We start from the raw sequence: 24,666 nt of genomic DNA, 5'->3' as shown, positions 1-24,666 counted from the left end.
GTTTATTGAAGAACTTGAGAGGATTATCCCCAAAAGTTTATACAAAACTATCCAATGAAAATTAATAATCGAATGAGTTCACGAGGATTTCTGATTTTGCTCGGTGCTTGCTCTTGCTTGGCTTTAGGCTTTACATTAGGAAAAAAAGTCGGAGAAATTACCCCTGCTGCCATTGATGGTGCATCTGAATTGATAGGAATATCCTTTAATCCTGCAGAAAAGGACAGCATGATCGGCAATCTCCAAAACCAGCTTGCCAATTATGAAAAGTTGAGGAAAGTTGAATTAGATAATTCTGTAGCTCCGGCTTTGATCTTTAATCCATTGCCAAAAGGATTTGCTCCAAGCTTGGAACAAAAACCGCTTCATTGGGGGCTTCCAACTTCGGTAGATCTTCCAGAAAAAGACGTGGATATTGCATATATGCCAGTTCATCAACTGGCGGTTTTAATCAAATCAAAGAAGATTAGCAGTGAAAGACTCACCAAAATTTATCTGGATAGAATCAAGACCTATTCTGATACCCTAGAATGTCTGATTACCTTGATGGAAGAGCCGGCATTAGAAAAAGCAAGGCAAATGGACCAAGAATTGGCTTCCGGAAAATATCGAGGTCCTCTTCATGGCATTCCTTATGGAATTAAAGATTTGTTGGCAGTTAAAGGCACTAAAACCACTTGGGGAGCCATGCCTTATAAAGACCAAGTGATCAATCAAACTGCCACTGTCGTAACCAAACTTGATGAAGCAGGAGGAGTTTTAGTAGGCAAATTTACTTTAGGTGCTTTGGCGATGGGTGATGTCTGGTATGGAGGAAAAACTAGAAATCCATGGAATCTGAATCAAGGATCCAGCGGTTCATCTGCAGGTTCTGCTTCTGCTGTGAGTACAGGTTTGGTGCCTTTTGCCATAGGCACAGAAACATTGGGATCAATTGTTTCTCCCTCCACCCGAAATGGGGTCACAGGATTGCGACCAACTTACGGAAGAGTCAGTAAAAATGGTGCAATGGCTTTGAGCTGGTCTATGGATAAAATCGGACCTATTTCAAGATCTGCTTTGGATGATGGAATTGTGCTTTCGATAATTAATGGACCTGATATCAATGATAATAGTACCATCGCATCCGCATTTAATTTTGACTCGAAAAAATCGGTGAAGGAGCTGAAGGTTGGCTATTTCAAATCCTACTTTGAAGGAGAAAGAGCAAGCAAAAATGATCAGGCAGTTTTGGAGTTACTCAAGGAAAAAGGAGTGGAATTGCATCCTTTGGAATTGAAAACTACGATCGATGCCGGTCCGATAGTCATGATGCTGATAGCAGAAGGTGCTGCAGCTTTTGACGAATTAACACGTTTGGGATTGGATGATCAGTTGGTGGCTCAGCATAAAGGTGCCTGGCCAAATTCATTCCGTGCCGCACGAATGATTCCGGCTGTTGAATACATTCAATTAAGTAGGCAACGAACAATGCTAATCCAGGAAATGCATGAATTGATGAAGGATTATGATGTGATTGTGACCCCATCATTTGCAGGGCCACAATTAAGGATTACAAATCTTACCGGGCATCCTGCTTTATGTATGCCAAATGGATTTAATGAGGAAGGAAGTCCTACTTCCATTACCCTTCTGGCAAATCTTTTTGAAGAGGAAAAGCTCGTGATGTTGGGAGATTTTATCCAGAAAAATTCAGACTGGCAAGCCAAAAGGCCGCCACTCTTTAACCAATAAAAAAAATGGCTCTGGATACTTCCAGAGCCATTTTTTTAGAATCTTAGTGAACCCGAAATTTTTATATTGTTGGGTTTTAAAAACCAGATTTTTTGAGTGGTTTCTATATTATAATGATCGAGTTTCTGTGTTTTATTTGAAATATACAGATCCGCATTGGTCACTGAGCTGTAGAAAATATTCTCTCTGGCCATTTTCACCTGAATCAAATGTACTTTGTCATCGATGATGGAAATCGTCATGTTTTTAACCACTCCTTTTGTATTAGGAAGTATTTCATGAATCAAATATTCATTTTTAACCCTCGTATCATAAGAGTTTAACAAAGAGGATTTATTGATATCTGCTTCAAAGAAAACATCCAATTCTTCCCTCCATTGCTCTTCGGTCAAGGTTACTTCGACTTGAGTGTCTATGCCATTCACCCTTGAAATTTTGGTGACTTTGGCTTCTTCAAGTCCTTTGACGGCCCCTTCCATGTATCCTTTCAGATCGAAATAGGGTAAAACTTCCAAATTTTCTCTACTTCCCCCTCCGATATTACAGGATGTCAATGCCAGAAAGAAGGAAACAATAAGAATACTGTATTTGAATTTCATTATGTCAACAAGATTTCTCCAGTCATGTCTTGAGGAATATCGATTCCAATTAATTTCAAAATTGTCGGTGCCAAATCACCCAATTTGCCATCTTTCACGTGCAGTTGGTCTTTGTTATCCACCATGATGAAAGGAACCAAATTGGTAGTATGTGCTGTATTTGGTGTTCCATCTTCATTGATCATCATATCACTGTTTCCGTGATCTGCGATAACAATCGTGGTGTATCCGTTTTCCAAAGCGGTTGTGATTACACTTTCTGCACATTTATCCACCGCTTCACAAGCCTTAACTGCTGCATCAAAAACTCCGGTATGTCCTACCATATCCGCATTTGCAAAGTTAAGGCAGATGAAATCGGCACTCTTTTTCTTCAATTCCGGATTGATTTTAGAAGCAATCTCAAATGCGCTCATTTCTGGCTGAAGATCGTAAGTCGCTACTTTTGGAGATGGGCATAGCAATCGGCTTTCTCCCTCGAATACGTCTTCCCGGCCTCCAGAGAAGAAGAAGGTCACGTGAGGATACTTCTCAGTTTCAGCAATTCGGATCTGTTTTTTTCCGGCATCTGCCAACACCTCTCCTAAGGTATTGTTAAGGTTGTCTTTGTCAAACAAAACCTTCACTCCGGTGAATGTATTATCATAATTAGTGAATGTGATGTAATCAACATTCAGCTTTTTCATATTGAAATCTTCAAAATCTCTTTGCGTAAGCGCCTGAGAAATCTCTCTGCCTCGGTCCGTTCTGAAGTTGAAACAAATCACCAAATCACCTTCTTCGATTGTGGCTAAAGGCTTGTTGTCTGAACCGACATGGATAATCGGACGGATAAATTCATCAGTTACGCCATTTTCATAGGATTTGCGCATGGCAGCGATGATGTCTTTTGACTTCTCTCCTTCACCTTTTACCATGGCATCGTAGGCGAGTTTTACTCTTTCCCAGCGATTATCACGATCCATTGCATAGTATCTTCCGACTACAGACGCCACTTGTCCTGCAGAATGAGTAAGATGCTCCTGTAAATCTTGAAGATATCCTATTCCTCCTTTCGGGTCTGTATCTCTACCGTCCGTGAAAGCATGGATAAATACATCCTCTAAGCCATTGGCCTTGGCTGCATCACAAAGTCCTTTCAGGTGATTGATATGGGCATGGACTCCTCCATCCGAAAGCAATCCCATAAAGTGTGCTTTTTTCTTTGCTGCTTTTGCTTTGGCAAATGCTTCAACCAATACCGGGTGCTGATTTAGCTCCCCTTTTTCTACCGCAAGGTTGATTTTTACAAGATCCTGGTAGACTACTCTGCCGGCACCGATATTCATGTGACCCACTTCGGAGTTTCCCATTTGTCCTTCCGGTAATCCCACTGCCAATCCTGAAGCTTCCAGCTTGGCATGAGGGTATTTTAAATAAAGGCTATCGACAAAAGGAGTATTCGCTTTGTCTATTGCAGATACTGAAGGGTTGGTGGCTATTCCCCAGCCATCCAAAATCATTAAAAGTACTTTCTTGTCCATGGAGCAAATATATTAATTTTAGACCCAATCGCGACTCAAAATCGAATCCTGACAGGATTTGTCTTTTCACTTTATCAAACCTAATAAGCACAAGAATAATTCTTTTTTTGGCTTAGTATTTGCCAAGATAGGTCGATGGCGATTTTGAACCTACTTCTTTCAATCCTTTTGCTGTTTCATAGTCCGATCAAGAATGAAACAAAGGAGTTGTCTATCGATTCCGTAATTGCCGCGATTGATACTAACTCTAGCAATGACTTAGCCAGATTTTTCGAGTCGAGTATCTCTTTGAATATCAATGGGCAACAAGGAAGTTATTCTAAAAGTCAAGCCGAAATTGTGATTCGTGAATTTTTTAAAAAGAACCCTTCTCAAGGTTTTAGCATCGTTTACAGCAGCGAAACAAATCCCAATCTTAGCTCCTACATCGGAGATTATTTGAGTGGTCAGGGAACTTTCAAAGTTTTCATCAAGGTTTCTCAGCAGGATTCAAATTTGAAAATTTATAGCCTTGAATTTGTAAAAGGTTAAATCATTTTCGAAAAATTTTGTCTTCCAGCTTGCCATTTTGCCTAATTTTGAAGCATGAAACCAGCCTACTTGACGGAAGATGCCGTCCAAAATTTTATCCGATCCGCATTTCAGGAAGATATAGGACCGGGTGATTATTCTTCTCTTGCATCTATTCCTGCAGGTAAAAAAGGACAGGCTAAGTTGCTGATCAAAGGCGATGGTATTATTGCCGGAATGGAATTAGCAGAAAAAATCTTTTCCATGTATGACTCCAGCCTGGAAGTGGAAATGTTAAAATCAGATGGAGATCCAGTTCATTTTGGTGACATCGGTTTGATCGTCAAAGGATCCTCTGCCTCTATTTTATCTTCTGAGAGATTGGTTTTGAATTGTATGCAGCGAATGTCCGGAATCGCTACTTTGACGCATCGATTGACTGAAAAAATCCTTCATACCAAAGCCCGGTTGATGGATACCCGAAAAACAACTCCAAACTTCCGATTAATGGAAAAGTGGGCGGTTCACATCGGTGGAGGGATCAATCACCGATTTGCTCTGTACGACATGGTCATGCTGAAAGACAATCATGTCGATTTTGCAGGAGGCATCACAGCTGCTATCACCCAAACAAAATCCTATCTCAAAGCAAATAATCTTGACCTAAAGATAGAAGTGGAAACTAGGACTCTGGAAGAAGTGGCAGAAGTTATCGAAGTGGGAGGCATTGATTTTATCATGCTGGATAACATGGATTATGCTACGATGAAAAAAGCAGTGGAGATGGTAGGAGATAAATTCAAAACCGAAGCTTCTGGAGGAATCACCGAAGAGACTCTTGTGGAGGTAGCAGAATGTGGAGTCGATTTTATATCAATGGGAGCTTTGACTCATTCTGTGCAAAGCATGGATATAAGTTTGAAAGCTTTCTAATTCAATCTTACAAAGGATTTATTTGTGAATTTGGCTTAGTTTCTGTGTTATAAATGGAAACTAGACCAAACATGAAAAATATACTTTACTTAGTTTCACTGCTTTTTATAGTTTCCTGTAGTTCCAAAACTTTCCCAGATTCTAAATGGGATAATAAGCAATGGACAGTAATAGAACTGCGTGGTATTCCAATTCAGACTTCTGGATCTGTGCAGGATGCGCATTTGATTTTTGACTCAGATGACCAGGAAATCACGGGTTTTGGAGGTTGTAACAGGATATTTGGCCCTTACGAAATTGGTAAGAAAAGCACCTTGAAGTTTGGTGAAATCGGAGCTACGAGAATGGCTTGTCAGAATACAGCTTTCGAAAATAAGTTTATTGAAACCCTCGCTTCTGTAAGATATTACCAGCAGACAGGTGGGCAACTTCTACTAAAAGATGGAGAAAAGAAGGTGATTCTAAAGCTTCAATAAGCTACAGCCAATTTTTCTTGCGGAAATAAAACAACATTCCGAGCACGGAAATACCCATGCCTCCGATCACATAGAAATAGCCATATTTCCAATGAAGCTCAGGCATATTGTCAAAATTCATCCCATAGACTCCTGCTACAAAACTCAGCGGAATAAAGATTGTGGAGATGATGGTGAGCACTTTCATGATATTATTCATGCGATTGGAAAGGCTGTTCATATATAAATCCAACACACCCGAAGACATATCACGGAAAACTTCCATCGTCTCAATCACCTGAATGGTGTTTTCGTAGAGATCCCGGATGAAAGGTCTGGTTTCCGGGCTGATTTTGTCATCTGCATATTTATCAAAAGAACCTATTACTTCCCGGAGAGGATATACTGTTCTTCGCAGATCCATCATTTCACGTCTCTGACTGTAGAGTGAATTGAGAGTTTCATTGCCTGGAGCAGTCATGGCCTGGGATTCCAGATTTTCAATTCGCTCACCCACATTTTCCATCACGATGAAGTAATTATCAATCACTGCATCCAGCAAAGCATAAAGTAAATAATCTGCCTTTCGCTGACGAATTGCTCGTTTTGGATCTGCCAAGCGACTACGGACAAAGTCAAATACATCTCCTTTTTTCTCCTGAAATGTGAGCAAAACACCATCTTTCAACACAAAGCTGATCTGCTCATCGTCTATTGGAGCTTCTGGCGATTCACACTGGATCATCTTCATGGCGGCAAAAAGATAATCCTCAAAAGCTTCCATTTTAGGACGCTGATCCACATTCAGAATATCCTCCATGGTAAGCTTATGGATCCCAAATAACAAACCGATTTTCTCCAGCAACTCTACATCATGCAGGCCTATGATATCAATCCAGAGTACATTTTTCTTCAGCTTTAGATGCTCCTCCAGCTGATCGAGAAGTATGGATTCCTCGTAAAGGTCCACTTCGTCATAAGTAATAATGTTGATCAATACATTATCGAGCTTTTTCTCTCCAGTATAAATTAAAGCACCTGGAGGCAACCCAATTTTATGAGTCTTCTTTTTCTTCTTCTTTTTGGGTTTGAAAAGCTTCTGAACTGATTTTAAGTTGGGTACTTGAGGACTCATAAGAATTTCGGATCTGGTTATTTCGTATTTAGAAAGTCGACATTTCTTTTTAGTCCAGCAAGTTTAGTGCGCTTTACGGCTGATTTTTTAAAAACTTTGCGGAAAGTTTCTTCTGTGATCTCCTGCCAGTCACGATTGGTAAATTCTGCCAACTCAGGATGAGGTTTGAATTTTGTTTCGTGGTGAGGTTTAGAGAAGCGGTTCCAAGGACACACGTCCTGACAGATATCACAGCCGAAAGCCCAGTTTTCCATCTTTCCTTTGAACTCCGCAGGGATGGCATCTTTCAATTCAATCGTCAAATAAGAAATACAACGGGAACCGTCAATCACTCCATTTTCCACAATTGCATCTGTGGGGCAGGCATCGATGCAGGCGGTGCAAGTACCGCAGTAATCCTTTGCTAAAGGTGTGTCGGGAGTTACGTCCAAATCAATGATCAGTTCGGCCAGAAAAAAGAAACTGCCCATTTCCCGATTGAGCAATAAACTATTTTTTCCAAGCCAGCCTAAACCGGCTTTTTGAGCCCATTGACGCTCCATCACTGGTGCAGAATCTACAAAGCCTCGCCCATCTATTTCCCCAATTTCATCTCTGAGGATTCCCAGAAATTCATTGAGCTTGTCTCGAATGACCAAGTGATAATCTTCGCCGTAAGCATATTTAGCAAGTTTGATATCCTCTGGTTTTTCTGGGAGTTTATTTTCGGGGTAATAATTATAAATGAGAGAAACCACCGATTTCGCACCTTCCACAAGTTTGGTCGGATCCAGGCGTTTGTCAAAGTGATTGGCCAAATAACCCATTTCGCCATTATAATTCCGGTTCAGCCATTCTTCCAGTCTGCGAGCTTCCTCTTCCAAAAATCCCGCTTTTGCTATCCCACAAAAGTCAAAACCCAGCCGATTGGCTGTGGATTTGATGATGGAGGCATGTTTTGAAGCGGGAATCATGAGGGTAAAGATACAACTCTTCTTTTTTTAGTAAGTTTTGTAATCTGAAGGGAATTTAGGTGCTGGAATTTGATATTAATTAGAAAACCTATTAATTGAAGAAATTTTTAATTAATCAACTATTTCTATTTTATGAAAAACAATTTACACCTCCCCAAATGCAATTATTGAAGTAAGTCTATAAGTTGGGTATTTGTTCTTATTTTAAATCTGATATTTTTTTCCTGTACACAGGAGCAAGACCCGGTAATTCCTCAAGATGAATTACAAACCATTCGAAACTTTATAGATCTTGAAGTGGCGGGTAAAACGACTTTCGAAAACCTTCCAATCGAGCTGGATTGGAGTAGAGCTATTATTGGAGGGAAATTTATAGAAGTTCCCTTGATAAATTCTTTGAATGGATTTATAAGTAAGTTTTCAAATCACGAAACGAGATTGCTGATCTCAAAAACTACGGCAGAAGACTACCATTACATTAGTTTGGAGTCAAATTTTAAAATAAAAGAAGAATCTTTTGGAGACTTAATAAAGAGTAAAAAGGAAAATAGCTATGTCAGGTTTATGAAATTTGATAAAAACCTAAAATCAATGGGTTTTGATTTTTATAGAATAGAATCTAATCCTAATGCAAACATGCCATTGGATTGTGAAACTGTTACATTTGGATATTATGAAGGAAGCTGTTATTATAATAGTTCTTCAAGTGTAGTATGTAACACTCCTACATTAATATATACTTGGACAGAAGAAATATGTTCTGGTAGCGGTGGCGGAGGTGGAAGTAGTTCTAATTATAGAATTTTTGAAATAGATAAATCTGGACTTTCTGCATGTCATCAAGAACTAATTGAAGATATAATGGGAGGAACCCAAACTCAAATTAAGAAAATATTCAGTTTATTTAATGATGAAGTAAATACATCGGTTCCATATAATTTGAGATTTCAATATGGAAACTGTGGACCAGCTACCGCTTGCACAAACCCGCAACTTACAAATAATTATGCAGTAGTAAATTTTAACCAATCTGCCATTACAAATGCTACAGATCTTTCGATGGCACGATCTACTATGCATGAAGTACTACATGCATATTTAGTATATGAGTTAGAATACCCAAGTGATTGTGATTTAAACTGTTTGCTAAATGATTATATAGCAATTTATGGTGGAGCGGACTTAAATCCTGTCCATCATAATTTATATGTAGAAACAAAATTCCTGAATGATATAGCTTTTGAGTTAAAAAATTATGCTTCAAGTGTAGGCTACAATGTTAGTTTAATTGGCGATCAATATTTTAAAGATATGGCATGGGGAGGTCTCCATGAAACTGATGTTTTTAAAAATACGCTAACAGTGTCGGAACAACAACGAATTAATAACAGATATAATGCAGAACTTACTAATACTAATGTTGGAAATATTGCACCAATTGGAACGCTACTTTGTGATTAGCCATCGAGCCTTTCTAATGTTTATTGTTTTTTCTTTAGTTGGATGCTCTTCTATAAAAAATGAAGATCAAGAAATTAAAGCGTTACTTTCTACAGTTCTTGCGAGAAAAATTTCCATGAGTGAAACTGTGAAAGTATCTATGAAAGCGGATGTAGAGTGGCTTCAAAATCCCCTCTTAAAACCATGTAATCTTGAGTCGTTTTCAAGGCTTAGGAGTATAATTAAAATTGAGGGAAAATCTTTAAAAAGTATTCTTAATGAAGAAGATTTAAAAAAGATATGTGAAGAGTCGGAAGAGGATTTTATCTTTTCTAATAAAATGGTTCCTCAATCGGTTAAACTTGTAGAACAGAACTATTTGGATTCTCTAGTTTCTGTATATTATCGATCTTTAAAGGACCAAACAGTTTCTTCTCAACAATTTGAGAATTTAAATACCAATGCATATATCCGTTTTTCAAAGCCTATATTTTTGCAAAAGGGTAAATATGCCTTTATATTTTATTCTAATCACTCTTCTGAAAGTTCCTCAAGCTTACTTTTATACGAGAGAGTTAACCAAGAATGGGAATTAATTCTTTCATACCCTTTATTAATATCTTAGGTGTTTCCTCTTCCATAAATCCCGCCTTTGCTATCCCACAAAAGTCAAAACCCAGCCGATTGGCTGTGGATTTGATGATGGAGGCATTTTTTGAGGCGGGAGTCATGAGGGTAAAGATAAGAGAGTTAATTTTTTCCAATCAAACTAACCCTTCAATAAATCCGGTCTATCCTGATACCACTTCTCCTCAAAAGTCTCTTTCACCTCCACCGGCGCATTTAAAACCGCCCAAACCATCCAGATCATTAAAACTGGACCTGCCAAGAAAATTATCCAGATCAAAGGCATGGCCACTTTGATCTGAATCAAGGTGACGAAAACTATCAAAACCCCCGTCACGATTCCCACTACTTGCAAATAGTTTTTCATCTTTTTAGAGTTTTTATTCTAATTAATAAACTACCATCCCCATCTGTTTGTTACTTAATCTGTCGGAGAGAATAAAATTCTACTAAATTGAATTTTAAGGCTTTCAGGCTTTCTGGCTAGTTTGATTTGACAAGAGAAAGTTGTTTACTCTAAACAAAGTCTTGTGTCTTGATACTTGATTCTAATTATGAAAGGATTCCGTTTTACGAAATTTGTTCCCTCTCAGGATCCTGAGAAAAATACCTTCGAAAACCTGCTCAATATATTTTTGCAACTGGTCACCATGACCGGTGGAGATGTGGCTGAGGCTTTGAGTTGGCTGACCAATCTGGACAATCGCTATGGAATGACCAATCCAACGTATGGAATCGGTGATTTTATTGAAGACTTGAAAAGCAAAGGTTATCTGACCGAGGAAAACCAAAAAGGAGAGTTTAAAATCACCGGCAAAGCTGAGCAGACCATCCGAAAATCAGCTTTGGAGGAGATTTTTGGGAAGTTAAAAAGAGGGAAATCAGGACAGCATAAAACCACGCATTCGGGTCAGGGCGAAGAACGGGGAACCGACCGCCGAGCCTATGAATTTGGAGATAATCTGGATCAGATTGCTTTGACGGATTCACTCAGAAATGCACAGGCAAACCACGGTTTTGGTGGAGATTACCTGTTGACCGAAGATGATCTGGAAGTGGTGGAAAATGAGTTTCGATCCCAGACTTCCACCGTGCTGATGATCGATATATCGCACTCCATGATTTTGTATGGGGAAGATAGAATCACGCCAGCTAAGAAAGTGGCGATGGCTTTGGCAGAATTGATCAAAACCCGCTATCCAAAAGATACTTTGGATATCATCGTCTTTGGAAATGATGCCTGGCAGATCGAGATCAAAGATTTGCCCTATCTTCAAGTTGGACCTTATCATACGAATACAGTTGCAGGGCTAGAGTTGGCGATGGATTTACTTCGAAGAAGAAAAAATCCAAACAAGCAGATTTTCATGATCACTGACGGGAAACCGACTTGCCTAAAAGTGGGAATCAAATACTACAAAAATGCTTTTGGGATTGACAGCAAGATTCTCTCTGAAACGCTGAAGCTCGCTGCCCAATGCCGAAAATTGAAAATACCGGTGACGACTTTTATGATTGCCTCGGATCCTTATCTGAAGGAGTTTGTAAAGGAATTTACCAAAGTGAATAACGGGAATGCCTATTACAGCAGCTTGAAAGGGCTAGGCGACCTGATTTTTGAAGATTATAGACGAAATAGAACGAAACGCTTTTAAGCAATATGGACTACCAAAAACTGACACCACACGAACTCACCCAAATAAAAACCCTCGGCCAGTTGAAAGCAGCTGGATATCAACCCAAATCCATTAAAGAAGAACTTCGAGATAATTTGATTCTCAAAATCAAGAGAAAAGAAAATGTCTTTGAAGGAATCTGGGGATATGAAGATACAGTCATTCCTGACATTGAACGGGCGATTTTGTCCCGACACAATATCAATTTATTGGGCTTGAGAGGACAGGCGAAAACCAGAATTGCCAGAATGATGACACATTTACTGGATGAATATGTTCCGGTTGTTTTTGGATCAGAATTGAATGACGATCCTTTAGCGCCATTAAGTACTTATGCCAAAGAGAAGATCGAAGAAAAAGGAGATGATACGCCAATCTCTTGGTGGCATAGAGATGATCGCTACACAGAAAAATTGGCCACGCCGGATGTTTCCGTGGCGGATTTGATTGGTGATGTGGATCCGATTAAAGCTGCTACGATGAAGCTCAGTTATAACGATGAGCGAGTGATTCATTATGGGTTGGTACCAAGATCGCATCGATCCATTTTCGTGATTAATGAATTACCGGATTTGCAGGCGAGAATTCAGGTAGCTTTGTTTAATATATTGCAGGAAGGAGATATTCAGATCCGTGGTTTCAAATTGAGATTGCCGCTCGATATTCAATTTGTTTTTACTGCCAACCCGGAAGATTATACCAACAGGGGAAGTATTGTCACTCCTTTGAAAGACCGTATCGAAAGCCAGATCATCACACATTATCCGAAATCAATCGAAATAGGCAGAAGAATTACAGAACAGGAAGCCAATCTAAAAGGCAAACCTTTAGATAATATCTATGTTCCGGAATTGATGAAAGATCTCATCGAACAGATCGCCATCGAGGCCAGAGCATCGGAATATGTGGATGAAAAAAGTGGGGTTTCTGCCCGTCTGACGATTTCTGCCTACGAAAACCTGATGTCAGCAGCGGAGCGCCGGATGTATATGAATGGGGAGAGCAACACGATGGTCAGAATCGCAGATCTGATAGGAGTGATCCCGGCGATTACGGGAAAAGTAGAATTAGTGTATGAGGGAGAGCAGGAAGGCGCTGGAATTGTCGCTTATTCTTTAATCGGAAAAGCGATCCGATCCCAGTTTGTAAACTATTTTCCTTCTCCCGAGCAAAAGAAGAAATCCAAAGAAGGGAATCCATACGTGATTCCATTGGCTTGGTTTGGAGAGGGAAATGAGTTGGATATTTTAGCTTCCCAATCCGATAAAGAGTATAAAACAGCTCTTAATTCTGTTCCAGGACTTGAAGAAGTAGTCACACAGCTTGTGAAGAGTTTGCCAGAAAAGGAAAAAGAATTCTTTATGGAATTTGCCCTTCATGGCTTGGCTGAATATTCTCAGCTCAGTAAAAAAATGCTGGATACCGGCTTGAAATTCAAAGACCTCTTCAGTTCCATGTTTGATATGGGACCGGGAGATGAGGATGATTTCGAGGAGGATGATTTGTAAATGAATTCCCGCAGATGAACGCAGATAAAAACCGCAAATACTCGCTGAATTAGAAAGAATCGGTGAGAATCTGCGTGGAAATCTGTGTAAATCCGCGGGAAATTTTAATTTCAATTATTAGAAAATACCGGTTTGAAATTCAAAGATCTCTTTAGTTCTACGTTTGATATGGGACGGGGTGATGAGGAGGATTTCGAAGAGGATGATTTATAATTTTTCTCCAGCAGATGAACGCGGATAAAAACCGCAAATACTCGCTGATTTAAGTTCCTCAGCGAATATCTGCGTAAAAATCCGCGAAAATCTGCGGGAAATTCTACTTCAAATGCAGTAACACCAACGTAATCAGTGCCGGTAATCCCTGAACCCAAAAGATTTTTTTACTGGCAGTTAAGGCTCCGAAAACTCCTGCTACCAAAACACAACCGAGAAAGAATATTGCTATATAAAATGACCATTTCGGATCATCAATCAGCAAAGACCAAACTAATCCAGCAACTAAAAACCCATTGTATAATCCCTGATTCGCAGCTAAGCCTTTGGTTTTAGGGAATAATTCCGGAGGTAAGGATTTAAAAGTTTTTTTTCCGATAGTTTCCCAGGCAAACATTTCGAAGTAAAGAAAATAGAGATGTAGTGCTGCGATGAGCCCGATCAAAATATCAGTTAGAAATTCCATAGAAATGTTGTTTAAGCTAAAATACAATTTGATTTTGGATAAGACTTCAAATTGAGCCTCAAAGAAAATTTAACTAGGAAGAAGATTCATCAATAAGAAACTAAACCTATCAATTAGTTTTAGCTGAATAAAATTCACTACTTTCACCAATTAAATAGTTCTATACTTTATCAACCGGAAGCGGTCCTCGATGAAAATCGGGGTTAAAAGGGAATCGTGTGAAAATCACGAACTGTCGCGCAACTGTAAGTAACACACCAAAGGATTTCATCCTCGCATGTCCACTGTTTTGATCCCCATCGAGGCGGGAAGGACGATGAAATCTGTTACAAGTCAGGAGACCTGCCTATTCCGACCTACCTCAAGGTAGGAGAGACAATGCTTTCGCGGTTTGAAGCTTATTGTCAGGTTTGATGCATTATTTCTGAGACTAGTTAACTGTCTGTCCATTCCAGACCAGATTGGCTATGCCTTGGAATAAATCTGCATTTTTCATGATAATCCCTTCTTATTCAAAGCATTGTGAGGTTCAGTAAAAGAGCTTTTAACTCATTATTCAAATTAAAAGTTAAAAGAGATGCAAACGCACAATCTTGGCTACCCGCGAATTGGTAGCAAACGAGAACTCAAAAAAGCCTGCGAGTCTTATTGGTCAGGCAAAATCAACCTGCATGAATTGCAGACTGTAGGGGAATCCATTCGATTGCAGAATTGGAAAACTCAACAGGAGGAAGGAATTGATCTCATTCCATCCAATGATTTTTCTTTTTACGACCAGGTCTTGGATATGTCCTTGATGCTAGGTGCTATTCCAGACCGATTCCATGAGGTGATTTTACAAAAAGGCAACAATGAAATGGATTTATACTTCGCCATGGCGCGAGGTTATCAACAAAATGGATTGGATATCACTGCCATGGAAATGACCAAGTGGTTTGACACCAATTACCATTACATCGTTCCGGAATTTAGAAAAGATCAACAGTTTAAGTTGTTCTCTACCAAAGTAATTCTGGAATACAAGGAAGCCAAACAAGCAGGTTTTTCCACCAAACCAGTTTTGATAGGGCCTGTGTCTTATTTGCTTCTGGGGAAAGAAAAAGAAGAAGGCTTTGATCGGATAGATTTGATTAAAAACATCTTGCCAGTGTATTTGGAGTTACTGAAAAAACTGGATGCAGCCCATGTAGAATGGATACAGTTTGATGAGCCTTTCTTGGCGATGGATTTGGGAGAAAAAGAAAAGAGGGCATTACAGTTTGCTTACGCTGAAATCAAAAAGGCTTTCCCCTCATTGAAAATCATTTTGGCAAACTACTTTGATTGCTTTGGAGAAAACTTGGAGACGGCTCTATCACTTCCGGTTCATACCCTTCATTTGGATTTGGTAAGATGTTCCTCCCAATTGGATGATATCTTGGAATCCGGGAAACTTGGAGGGCAAAAGCACCTTTCTCTTGGTCTGGTAGATGGAAGAAATATATGGAAGAATGACTATCAAAAATCCAATGAAACTATTCAAAAAGCAGTTTCAGCCATAGGGAAGGATCGATTATTCATTGCTCCTTCATGCTCTTTAATTCACTCACCGATTGATTTGGACCTGGAAACCGATGAAAAAAGCTTAAGCTCAGAAATCAAAAACTGGCTGTCTTTTGCGAAGCAAAAACTTCGGGAAGTTGCAGATCTAAAGGAGTTGACCAATGAAAAATTAAAGAAAAATCAAGAAGCCATTCAGAGTAGAAACAGTTCTCCTTTGATCCATAAGCCTGCTGTTAAAAAACGTGTTCAGACCATTTCTGATTCGCATGATCATAGATTGAGTCCATTTTCTGTTCGTCAGGTTAAGCAAAAAGAAGCGTTGAAACTGCCATTATTCCCAACCACGACAATTGGTTCTTTTCCGCAAACTGCAGAAGTGAGATCATGGCGTTCTAAGTTCAAAAAAGGTTCCTTATCCCAAAAAGCATATGAGGACTTTCTAAAGGAAGAAACCAAAAAGGCGATATCCTGGCAAGAGAATATTGGGCTGGACGTGCTGGTACACGGAGAATTTGAAAGAAATGATATGGTTGAATATTTCGGCGAGCAATTGGAAGGCTTTGTTTTCACGAAAACTGGATGGGTTCAATCTTATGGCAGTCGCTGTGTAAAGCCTCCGATTATATACGGAGATGTTTCTCGACAGAAAAGTATGACTGTGGACTGGACTGCTTTTGGGCAGTCTTTGACCTCTAAATTTGTGAAAGGAATGCTAACTGGTCCAGTAACGATTTTGCAATGGAGTTTTGTCAGAAATGATCAGCCAAGGTCAGAGACCTGTCTTCAAATTGCATTAGCGATTAGAGATGAAGTAACTGATTTGGAAAAGGCTGGAATAAGAATTATTCAGATTGATGAACCGGCTATTCGGGAAGGTCTTCCGCTCCGCAAATCAGAATGGCAGCAGTATTTGAATTGGGCAGTTAGGGCTTTCAGAATCTCATCCAGCGGGGTGAAGAATGAAACTCAAATTCATACCCATATGTGTTATTCTGAATTCAATGATATCATCCAACATATTGCAGACATGGATGCGGATGTGATTACTATCGAATGTTCACGATCACAAATGGAGCTTTTGGACGCATTTCGGGAATTCAATTATCCTAATGAAATTGGACCAGGTGTGTATGACATCCATTCTCCTAGAGTCCCTTCTAAACAGGAAATGGTTGATTTGCTTGAAAAAGCAATGAAGCTCATTCCAGAAACTCAACTTTGGGTAAATCCGGATTGTGGTTTAAAAACCCGCGGCTGGGATGAAACAAAAAAGGCCTTGACTGAAATGGTATCTGCTGCTCAGGAAATGAGGGAAGTGATTACTAGTCCAATAGCTTAATTTATTAAAAGCTGCTCCTATTTTGGGGCAGCTTTTTAAATTTCCTCTAAAACTGAATTCCCTTTTGAGCAATCGCCCGATGTCCATTGCCAGGTTTCGTGGAGGCGGATTTTGCCATTTTCCATGATTTCAGGAACAGAACGACAGACTCCAGTCATCAATTTCCCAGAGGTGTTTACTTGATGGTATCGCATAGTAATTTCCCCTGATTCACTCACAATTCCGATCAGATGACCCTTTAGGATTTTTCCACCAGCGTATTCGCAAGTGAGAATATTTCCTTCTTGTTGGTATAAAAAAAGTGTTTCTGATGAAGTCTCCCCATTTTCTGTATTGCTTACAGGTCTGAAGGATTTGCCCTGGTAATTCATTTTCAAATAAATTGATTCAACCATTTTTCCGCCTCTTGGTCATCCGTAAATGATTTCATCGGAATCGGAGGTTTTTGAAATTTAAAAAGGATTTTCATGATAAAAGCAGATAGTCCCGGTTTGGAAACCACGGCCATCGCTGAATAAATTTCCGGGAGCTTTTCGATGCTGAATTTCCGGGTTTCTTTATCCGGAACCGGAGAGTCACAAAGGTAAATCAATAGTGGAACAGGCCTTCCTCCATTAATTTTTTTTACCAATTCGACATTTGCACTGATTAGCGGAACAGTTCTCTTGATGGGCTTTGAATATGAAATAAGAATACCAGATTCCTTTAATTCATAATCTGCAATTTCTCCTGAGATTCGATCCTTCATGATCCCTTGAATTGGTTTAAAAGGTAATTGTAAACTTCGTGCCTTCGTTGATTTTACTTTCGACTTCTATTTTTCCACCCATATTCATCACATGACTATAAACCAGATAAAGCCCAATTCCTTTGCTATCCGCATTCTCATGGAACTTATCCCCCATTCCAAAAATTTTATGTTCCAGGTCTTTGGCATCAAACCCAAGTCCATTATCCTCAATGATCAGTTGTTTTTTTCTGTCTTGGATCGTCGACTTAATTTTAATTTTTGGCGGGTGACCTTGCTTTGAATATTTAATCGAATTGGTCAGGAAGTTTAATATGATGCTTTCAAAATAAGGCTTATTAAAGCTGATTTCATCAAATTCCTGGAGATCTACCTCAATTTCGGCTTTGGAAGATTGAATCAATGATTTGATGGATTGGGAAACTTCTTGGATTGTTTTGCTGATAAAAACAGGTTCTTTCTTTGCGCTGGAATTATGGCTTTGCTGAAGATGATCCACATATGTGTTGAGAGTGGATTTAAGGTTGCCAATTCCGTATTCCAACAGATCTATCAATTCCCTAGTTTCGGGATCACCAATGGTTCTTTTATCAATAAGTTGCATGATCGATAAGAGATTATTCACTGGAGATCTCAAATCGTGCGAGGTAGTAAAACTTAGTTGCTTGAGATTTTGATTGATTCGGGATGTTTTCTCTAAAAGTGAATTTCGCTCATTTTCGATCCGTTTTTTATGAGTGATGTCTTTTGCAATCGCAAAAACGAGTTTTTGATCATCAATTGGCTGAGAGGTCCAAGAAAGCCAGATGATTTCTCCGGATTTATGAACGTACCTGTTCTCAAAATTTAAAAGCGGTCTTGATTTGATGATCTCATCTCTAGCATCAGAAGTAACCTGCTGGTCTTCATGGTATACAAAATCATTGATTGGTCTAGAGAATAATTCTTCCTGGGTATAACCTAAAGTCTCGGAGACAGAATGATTTATTTTTTTAAAATACCCATCATATCCGGCAATACATAACAAATCCGGCGTCAGCTCAAAGAAACGCTCGTACTCAAAAGAATTATTATTCATAGATCAAATGTGGAAACCCATTCTCAGGGATCACTGTAAAAATAGAGGAGGAAATTTAAGGATCAAAGTGACAATCTATTAGGTATCTAAGTCTTTAAGTTCCCAATCCACCACTTCGTCCTCTAAATAATGCGGATAAATTTTTCTATGGGCCTTTTTAACTTCGGAAATCAAAGCCTGTCTGAATTCATCAACATGCAAACCAGAGGATGCTGCCATGAATACCGGTTTGATGCCAGTTTTTTTCTCGTAGGCATCTGATAGTGAAGGGAAATCCAAATAATTGGCCTCTTCTAACTCCAATTCGGTCATGTTCATGATGCCCTCTTCATCAGGCATTTGCTCCACTAAATCGATTTTATTGAAAACCAGTAGGACAGGTTTATCTCCGGCTTTAATTTCCTGAAGGGTTTGATTTACCACGCTGATATGGTCTTCAAAATTGGGATGGGAAATATCCACCACATGCACCAAAAGATCGGCTTCCCGGATTTCATCCAATGTTGATTTGAAAGATTCGATCAGGTGAGTAGGCAATTTTCTGATGAATCCTACTGTATCTGAAAGAAGGAAAGGCACATTCTCTAAAACCACTTTTCTTACTGTAGAATCTACCGTTGCAAAAAGCTTGTTTTCCGCCAGAATATCTGTTTTGGTGATCAGGTTCATCAAAGTACTTTTGCCTACGTTGGTATATCCTACAAGAGCTACTCTGACGATTCCTTTTCTTCCCTTTCTTTGGGTTATTCCTTGTTTTTCGATATCCCGAAGTTTGGCTTTCAAAAGCGAAATCTTGTTTCGGATATCTCGTTTATCCGTCTCTATTTCCTTTTCACCGGCACCACCTCTGGTACTGGTTCCACCTCTCTGACGCTCCAAGTGAGTCCACATCCTCGTCAACCTTGGTAAGAGATATTGGAATCTTGCCAGTTCCACTTGAGTTTTTGCCTGGGCTGTTTGTGCTCTATTTAGGAAAATATCCAAGATCAAAAGCGAGCGATCATAGATTTTTACTTTGAGTTCATTCTCTAGGTTTCGCATCTGCGAAGGAGAAAGATCGTCATCAAAAATAACCATGTCCACCTCAAAATGCTCAATATAAGATTGGATTTCTTCCAGTTTTCCGGATCCGATAAAAGTTTTAATATCAGGTTTTTCCATTTTTTGGGTAAACCTGTATACTGTTTTCGCCCCCAACGTTTCTGTCAGGAATGCCAGTTCATCTAAATGCTCTTCGGTTTCCCGTTCTGTTTGTCCTTGACGTATGATACTCACCAAAACCGCAGTATCCACTTTTGGAGCGGTGTCGTGTAGTTTTTGAAGCTTTCTTGAAAATTTACCCATGTAATTCAGTTATCTGATACTAAAAAGCAATTAGAGCGGATTTAGTTTCATTTTGGCCAAAATCCGCGAATTGTGACAGAAAATTTTCTAAATGCTTTCTATTATTGGTCAAAGTTCGGGATATTTCCTCAAATTAGATTAGGATACTCCATAATGCCTTGGTTATTTTACCGATTAATTGCCAAATAAGTTTATTACCCATGGCCGAAATCAAGAAGACACCGCTTTCAGGAGTTTTAGAGATATTTCCTAAAGTTTTTAAAGATCAAAGAGGATATTTCTTTGAGTCTTTCCGTGCTGACTGGCTTGAAAAAGAAGGTGTCCATGAAACCTGGGTTCAGGATAATCAGTCTTATTCTCAGAAAGGTACCGTAAGAGGATTACACTTTCAGAGAGAACCCTATGCTCAGGCCAAACTAGTCCGGGTAGTTCGGGGAAAAGTACTGGATGTAGTGGTTGATCTAAGAAAAGGTTCAGAGACTTTTGGAAAAAATTATTCTACCATTCTGGATTCCGAAAGGAACAATCTACTATATGTTCCTGCAGGTTTTGGACATGGATTTTCTGTATTGGAGGATGCTGTTTTTGTTTACAAATGCTCCAATTATTACAATAAAGAAAGCGAGGGAGGGATTTTATGGAATGACCCTCACCTTCAGATAGATTGGATGGTAAATGATCCTATCATTTCTGAAAAAGATACACAATGGCAAACGATAGAGGAATTTAAAGCGAATAGCGAAGGAGGATTGTAATGGGGCTTTTTGATTTATTCAAAAAAAAGGAAGTAGTATACGAAGACCTTGAATTGGGTTGGATGCAAGTGGATATGCATTCGCATTTGATCCCAGGAATCGATGATGGATCCAAGTCAATGGAGGAATCTTTGGATTTGATCCGGAGGTTATCAGATTATGGTCTCCGAAAAATCATTACCACACCTCACATCATGTCAGAGTATTACCGAAATACTCCCGAAATCATCAAGATGGGTCTGGCTGATCTACGCAGATCAGTAGAAAAAGAAGGAATCAACATCGAGATAGATGCTGCCGCAGAATACTACATGGATGAGGTATTTCTTGATAAGGTGGTGAATGGCGAAAAACTGTTGACTTTTGGTCCTAATCATATTTTGGTAGAAACTGGCTTTATAAACCGACCTCAGATGCTTTTGGAGACTTTCTTCCAACTGGAAATGGCCGGATATAAACCGATTTTTGCTCACCCCGAGCGATATCAATACCTCATAGGGGATAAAAAACTATTGGAAGACTTGGTTGACCGTCAGATTTATTTTCAGGTAAATCTCTTGTCGCTGACAGGTTTTTATTCGAAGCAGGTAAAGGATTTTGCAGAAATGCTTTTGGAAAGAGGACTGATCAAATTTTTTGGAACAGATTGTCACAATCCGAGGTATTTGGACATGTTAGAAACCTTGCCAAGGTCCAAATCCTACGAAAAAATCAAAGAACTACAGGTACTCAACTCAGGTTTATAAATCAAAAAAGTGAAGATTTTTATCACAGGAATCACTGGACTTTTAGGGAGCTACGTTGCAAAGGAATTTGCTCCTTTAGGGGAAATCCATGGTTTCAAAAGATCAAGTTCTTCGCTGAGATTATTAGAAGATGTTGATTTTCCGATTCAATGGCATGAAGGATCCATGTCCGATGTTGATTCGATAGATAAGGCGCTGGAAGGAATAGACTTAGTGATTCATTGTGCCGGATTGGTTTCTTTTTTGTCAAAAGACGAAGATCAGCTTTTTGATGTCAATGTAAAAGGAACAACCAATCTCGTGAATGCCATGCTGTATTCCGGGGTAAAGAAATTGATCCATGTAAGCTCAGTGGCTGCTTTGGGAAGAAATCCAGAACAAAAAGTAGTTGACGAGAACCACAAATGGGCCGAATCTCCATTTAATACCAAATACGGTATTTCGAAATACATGGGAGAGCTGGAAGTTTGGCGAGGTGAGCAGGAAGGACTGGACATCATTGTAGTTAATCCTTCAGTCTTATTGGGAAAAATCCAAGATGATCGCAGCAGTACCTCTATTTATTCCTATGTGTTGAAAAATTCAACCTACTATCCGAAAGGAAGCATTAATTACCTCGATGTGAGAGATGCTTCAAGATTGATGAGAATGTTGTTTGAAAAAGGTAGTTGGGGAAATAGATTTATTTTAAACAAAGAGAGTTTAAAATATCAGGAGTTTTTCAGCAAAATGGCTTCAGCTTTTGATAAAAAAGCGCCTTCTAAGCCTGTTACTGATTTTCTTCTTAAAATTGGATTGATGTTTTTATCATTGGGCAGAAGTCTGGGACTGACAAAAAACCCGCTGAATAAGCAAACGGCGATGATTTCACAGCAGGATATTACTTTTGAAAATAAGAAAATCAAGGAGTTACTGGACTATCAATACATTCCTTTGGAGGAAACCTTTTTGTGGGCAAAATAAACTTATTTTTTGCGCCGATCGTTGGCATCTTAACGCATCGAAATTAAATCGATATTTTGAAGCAAAAATTAACAATTCCGAATTTTGAGAGACCGATTTATTTGGTATCTTAAATAAACTTAACTCATCCTAATGACTGGAGATCACGATCACGATTGGGAAAATGACAAAAAACTCGTTGAGCGTTTTGAAAATTCCCTGAAATCCAATTTGGATTTGTACTTTGAAGAGGAGGAACTGGAAGATATCATCCGATTTTATTTTGATCAGCAAAAGTTTCTTAAGGCGCTCAGAGCGAGTGAGTTCTCTTTAGAAAAATTTCCCTTTTCAGTAGAAATAAAACTGTTGAAGGCGCAGTGCTTGATTTTCAATGATGAATTGGAAGAAGGACTGAGCATTCTGGAAAATATCAATAACATTTCCCCTAATAATGAAGAGATCCTTTTGGCTTTGGCCAATGCTCATATTTTAGCGGGAAGTCCTCAGATAGGAATCGAATTATTGGAGAATTTTATTCCCTTGGCGGAAGATAAAGCGGAAGTATTTTATTCCCTTGGGAATCTCTATCGAGCCACCAATGATAACAAAAAAGCATCCTATTATTTCAAAGAAGCTGTAAAACTCAGAATCAATCACGAAGATGCCCTTTTCCAGTTGGCAATGATCACGGAAGAAGAGGGTTCTTTTGATGAGATTCTCCAGTTTTATCAAGAATTCATTGATCAAGATCCTTACAGTGCTGGAGCTTGGTATAACCTAGGTGTGGTTTATAATCGATTGGGAAGATTTGAAGAAGCGATTAAAGCATACGATTATGCGATCATCATCGATGATTCTTTTGCCTCAGCCTATTTCAATCTTGGGAATGCATTGATGAACACAGAGCAGTTTGATCTGGCTCTGGAAGCCTATCAAAACACCATCAATTGCGAGGGAGCCAATGCAGAAAATTGCTGCTACATGGGTGCTGCCTACGAAAAGCTGGGTAGAATCGATGAAGCTTTCAAATATTTCAAAAAAGCTGCTAAACTGGATGAAGAATATGACGATGCTTGGTTTGGACTGGGCATGTGTATGTTAAAAAAAGAGAAATTTTTTGAAGCCATTCATTATTTCAAAAAGGCTTTGAACCTCAATAAAGAGAGTCCGAATTACTGGGTAGGTTTGGCAGATGCTGAATTTAACCTTGGAAACTTACAGGCGAGTTCTGAGGCTTATGAAGAAGCTATCAATCTGGAACCCGGTATTTTAGAGACTTATATCAACCTTTCTTTGATTTATTTTGACCAAAATAGATTTGAGGAAGCAATAGATGTGGTCAGAGAGGGAATTGAGGAGCTTCCAGAGGAGGCAGAGCTTTATTATAGGATGGTAGTTTTCCAAATCAAAATGGCCAATTACAAAGAAGCGTTTTCATATTTGGAAAATGCATTAACTTTGGCCTACGATAGGCACGTGGTCTTGTACGAATTAATGCCTGAGCTGAAGAAGCAAAAAGCAATGTCCAAGATCATCGCCCAGTATCGGGAAGAAAATCCCGAGAACTAACCTTAATAATACCTAGCCAATGAATTATGAGCTGAAGAACATCCCTGTACGTACTGAAAAGCCACGTACCACGGGATTTACTATGGCCATGGACAAAGGTCTGAGCCTTAGAGCAACAGAGGATTTTGTCGATAGCTGTTCCGATTTTGTAGACATCGTCAAACTAGGATGGGCAACCTCCTATGTGACTAAAAATCTTGCTGAGAAAATTGCTGTTTATCGAGAAGCTGGCATTCCGGTTTATTTAGGAGGAACTCTATTTGAAGCGTTTATCGTCAGAGATCAATTCGATGATTATCGAAGAGTTTTGGATAAATATGGATTGGAATACTGTGAAGTTTCTGATGGATCGATCTCTTTGAATCATGATCGGAAGTGTGAATACATTTCTACGCTTGCAAAGGATGTTACTGTTTTATCAGAAGTTGGATCAAAGGACGCTGCTAAAATTATCCCTCCTTACAAATGGATCGAGCAAATGCAGACAGAATTGGATGCTGGAGCTTGGAAAGTAATCGGAGAAGCCAGAGAAGGTGGAAATGTGGGTTTATTCAGAGACTCCGGTGAAGTGAGACAAGGTCTGGTAGAAGAAATTCTGACGCAGATTCCTGAAGAAAGAATCATTTGGGAAGCTCCAATAAAAGCCCAGCAGGTTTGGTTTATCAAACTTTTGGGTACAAACGTAAACCTTGGAAATATCAGTCCTACTGAAATTATTCCTTTGGAAACTATTCGATTGGGATTGAGAGGCGATACTTTCGACCATTTTATAGGAGAAATCAAATTATAATTGGATCAAAACCAGTAGAGGCTGATCGGTAATGCTTCCGG

Annotated in this window: 24 protein-coding genes and 1 riboswitch; of the genes, 14 read left to right on the top strand and 10 right to left on the bottom strand. The window is 39.2% G+C overall.

Annotation, left to right across the window (positions count from 1 at the left end; translation table 11 throughout):
- Positions 1–72: 72 nt before the first annotated feature.
- Positions 73–1,734 carry an amidase family protein gene (locus FHS59_RS09985; RefSeq protein ID WP_184496087.1) on the top strand — a complete coding sequence of 554 codons (1,662 nt, stop codon included), beginning with the start codon at positions 73–75 and terminating at the stop codon, positions 1,732–1,734.
- 35 nt (positions 1,735–1,769) lie between these two features.
- On the opposite strand, the gene FHS59_RS09980 is transcribed toward FHS59_RS09985, so the two are convergent.
- Both FHS59_RS09980 and gpmI read right to left on the bottom strand, forming a co-directional pair.
- Complete coding sequence (locus FHS59_RS09980; protein WP_184495002.1) at positions 1,770–2,333, bottom strand: hypothetical protein; 564 nt, start codon at positions 2,331–2,333, stop codon at positions 1,770–1,772.
- On the bottom strand, positions 2,333–3,856 hold the full coding sequence (gene gpmI / locus FHS59_RS09975) for a 2,3-bisphosphoglycerate-independent phosphoglycerate mutase (protein ID WP_184495001.1): 1,524 nt from the start codon (positions 3,854–3,856) through the stop codon (positions 2,333–2,335). Before gpmI ends, FHS59_RS09980 begins: the two co-directional genes overlap by 1 nt.
- Positions 3,857–3,991: 135 nt before the next feature.
- On the opposite strand from gpmI, the gene FHS59_RS09970 reads away from it, so the two are divergent.
- The 3 genes from FHS59_RS09970 to FHS59_RS09960 all read left to right on the top strand — a co-directional run bounded on the left by FHS59_RS09970 (position 3,992) and on the right by FHS59_RS09960 (position 5,775).
- Entirely contained in the window at positions 3,992–4,387 is a 396-nt protein-coding gene (locus FHS59_RS09970) for a DUF4783 domain-containing protein (protein WP_184495000.1), read from the top strand.
- A 54-nt stretch (positions 4,388–4,441) separates the two neighbouring features.
- Positions 4,442–5,299 carry a carboxylating nicotinate-nucleotide diphosphorylase gene (gene nadC / locus FHS59_RS09965; RefSeq protein WP_184494999.1) on the top strand — a complete coding sequence of 286 codons (858 nt, stop codon included), beginning with the start codon at positions 4,442–4,444 and terminating at the stop codon, positions 5,297–5,299.
- 71 nt (positions 5,300–5,370) lie between these two features.
- Complete coding sequence (locus tag FHS59_RS09960) at positions 5,371–5,775, top strand: META domain-containing protein (protein WP_184494998.1); 405 nt, start codon at positions 5,371–5,373, stop codon at positions 5,773–5,775.
- 1 nt (position 5,776) lies between these two features.
- On the opposite strand, the gene corA is transcribed toward FHS59_RS09960, so the two are convergent.
- Positions 5,777–6,889, bottom strand: coding sequence for a magnesium/cobalt transporter CorA (gene corA, locus FHS59_RS09955; protein ID WP_184494997.1), 1,113 nt, complete (start codon positions 6,887–6,889; stop codon positions 5,777–5,779).
- A gap of 17 nt (positions 6,890–6,906) precedes the next feature.
- Positions 6,907–7,842 carry a tRNA epoxyqueuosine(34) reductase QueG gene (gene queG, locus FHS59_RS09950; RefSeq protein WP_184494996.1) on the bottom strand — a complete coding sequence of 312 codons (936 nt, stop codon included), beginning with the start codon at positions 7,840–7,842 and terminating at the stop codon, positions 6,907–6,909.
- A gap of 297 nt (positions 7,843–8,139) precedes the next feature.
- On the opposite strand from queG, the gene FHS59_RS09945 reads away from it, so the two are divergent.
- Together FHS59_RS09945 and FHS59_RS09940 are read left to right on the top strand one after the other, a co-directional pair.
- A complete protein-coding gene (locus FHS59_RS09945; protein WP_184494995.1) occupies positions 8,140–9,303 on the top strand; it encodes a hypothetical protein in 1,164 nt (387 codons plus the stop codon).
- Positions 9,281–9,907, top strand: coding sequence for a hypothetical protein (locus FHS59_RS09940; protein ID WP_221444483.1), 627 nt, complete (start codon positions 9,281–9,283; stop codon positions 9,905–9,907). The genes FHS59_RS09945 and FHS59_RS09940 overlap by 23 nt, the downstream gene beginning before the upstream one ends.
- A 144-nt stretch (positions 9,908–10,051) precedes the next feature.
- On the opposite strand, the gene FHS59_RS09935 is transcribed toward FHS59_RS09940, so the two are convergent.
- Positions 10,052–10,276: a hypothetical protein gene (locus FHS59_RS09935; RefSeq protein WP_184494993.1), complete on the bottom strand. Its 225-nt coding sequence runs from the start codon at positions 10,274–10,276 to the stop codon at positions 10,052–10,054.
- A gap of 187 nt (positions 10,277–10,463) precedes the next feature.
- Between FHS59_RS09935 and FHS59_RS09930 the strand changes: the two genes are divergently transcribed.
- Positions 10,464–11,564 carry a vWA domain-containing protein gene (locus FHS59_RS09930; RefSeq protein WP_184494992.1) on the top strand — a complete coding sequence of 367 codons (1,101 nt, stop codon included), beginning with the start codon at positions 10,464–10,466 and terminating at the stop codon, positions 11,562–11,564.
- A 5-nt stretch (positions 11,565–11,569) separates the two neighbouring features.
- A complete protein-coding gene (locus FHS59_RS09925) occupies positions 11,570–13,093 on the top strand; it encodes a P-loop NTPase family protein (protein ID WP_184494991.1) in 1,524 nt (507 codons plus the stop codon).
- A 316-nt stretch (positions 13,094–13,409) separates the two neighbouring features.
- Here FHS59_RS09925 and FHS59_RS09920 read toward each other — a convergent pair whose 3' ends face one another.
- A complete protein-coding gene (locus FHS59_RS09920; protein WP_184494990.1) occupies positions 13,410–13,772 on the bottom strand; it encodes a DUF1304 domain-containing protein in 363 nt (120 codons plus the stop codon).
- A 164-nt stretch (positions 13,773–13,936) separates the two neighbouring features.
- A riboswitch (cobalamin riboswitch) is annotated at positions 13,937–14,136 on the top strand.
- Positions 14,137–14,349: 213 nt separating this feature from the next.
- On the opposite strand from FHS59_RS09920, the gene metE reads away from it, so the two are divergent.
- Positions 14,350–16,653 (top strand): 5-methyltetrahydropteroyltriglutamate--homocysteine S-methyltransferase, encoded by a 2,304-nt coding sequence (gene metE, locus FHS59_RS09915; RefSeq protein ID WP_184494989.1) that lies wholly within the window; start codon positions 14,350–14,352, stop codon positions 16,651–16,653.
- A 35-nt stretch (positions 16,654–16,688) separates the two neighbouring features.
- Here the strand turns inward: metE and FHS59_RS09910 are convergent, their stop codons facing one another.
- The 4 genes from FHS59_RS09910 to hflX all read right to left on the bottom strand — a co-directional run bounded on the left by FHS59_RS09910 (position 16,689) and on the right by hflX (position 19,823).
- On the bottom strand, positions 16,689–17,024 hold the full coding sequence (locus FHS59_RS09910; RefSeq protein WP_184494988.1) for a n-acetylglutamate synthase: 336 nt from the start codon (positions 17,022–17,024) through the stop codon (positions 16,689–16,691).
- 2 nt (positions 17,025–17,026) lie between these two features.
- On the bottom strand, positions 17,027–17,401 hold the full coding sequence (locus FHS59_RS09905; RefSeq protein WP_184494987.1) for a DUF7793 family protein: 375 nt from the start codon (positions 17,399–17,401) through the stop codon (positions 17,027–17,029).
- Positions 17,402–17,417: 16 nt separating this feature from the next.
- Entirely contained in the window at positions 17,418–18,479 is a 1,062-nt protein-coding gene (locus FHS59_RS09900) for a sensor histidine kinase (RefSeq protein ID WP_184494986.1), read from the bottom strand.
- A 78-nt stretch (positions 18,480–18,557) separates the two neighbouring features.
- Positions 18,558–19,823, bottom strand: coding sequence for a GTPase HflX (gene hflX, locus FHS59_RS09895; protein ID WP_184494985.1), 1,266 nt, complete (start codon positions 19,821–19,823; stop codon positions 18,558–18,560).
- Positions 19,824–20,023: 200 nt separating this feature from the next.
- On the opposite strand from hflX, the gene rfbC reads away from it, so the two are divergent.
- From rfbC to FHS59_RS09870, 5 genes are all read left to right on the top strand, one after another.
- Complete coding sequence (gene rfbC, locus FHS59_RS09890; protein ID WP_184494984.1) at positions 20,024–20,578, top strand: dTDP-4-dehydrorhamnose 3,5-epimerase; 555 nt, start codon at positions 20,024–20,026, stop codon at positions 20,576–20,578.
- Positions 20,578–21,324 carry a tyrosine-protein phosphatase gene (locus tag FHS59_RS09885; protein WP_184494983.1) on the top strand — a complete coding sequence of 249 codons (747 nt, stop codon included), beginning with the start codon at positions 20,578–20,580 and terminating at the stop codon, positions 21,322–21,324. The genes rfbC and FHS59_RS09885 overlap by 1 nt, the downstream gene beginning before the upstream one ends.
- Positions 21,325–21,333: 9 nt before the next feature.
- Positions 21,334–22,287 (top strand): NAD-dependent epimerase/dehydratase family protein, encoded by a 954-nt coding sequence (locus FHS59_RS09880; RefSeq protein ID WP_184494982.1) that lies wholly within the window; start codon positions 21,334–21,336, stop codon positions 22,285–22,287.
- A gap of 132 nt (positions 22,288–22,419) precedes the next feature.
- A complete protein-coding gene (locus tag FHS59_RS09875; RefSeq protein WP_184494981.1) occupies positions 22,420–23,835 on the top strand; it encodes a tetratricopeptide repeat protein in 1,416 nt (471 codons plus the stop codon).
- A 19-nt stretch (positions 23,836–23,854) separates the two neighbouring features.
- The gene (locus FHS59_RS09870) at positions 23,855–24,625 is read left to right on the top strand and encodes a phosphosulfolactate synthase (RefSeq protein WP_184494980.1); all 771 of its coding nucleotides are present in this window, start codon (positions 23,855–23,857) and stop codon (positions 24,623–24,625) included.
- Positions 24,626–24,666: the final 41 nt, after the last annotated feature.

Origin of the sequence: Algoriphagus iocasae, from assembly GCF_014206875.1 — a bacterium.
GTDB classification, from domain to species: domain Bacteria; phylum Bacteroidota; class Bacteroidia; order Cytophagales; family Cyclobacteriaceae; genus Algoriphagus; species Algoriphagus iocasae.
The sequence above is the reverse complement of the archived record's forward strand: the minus strand, read 5'-3'. Positions and strand labels throughout refer to the sequence as shown.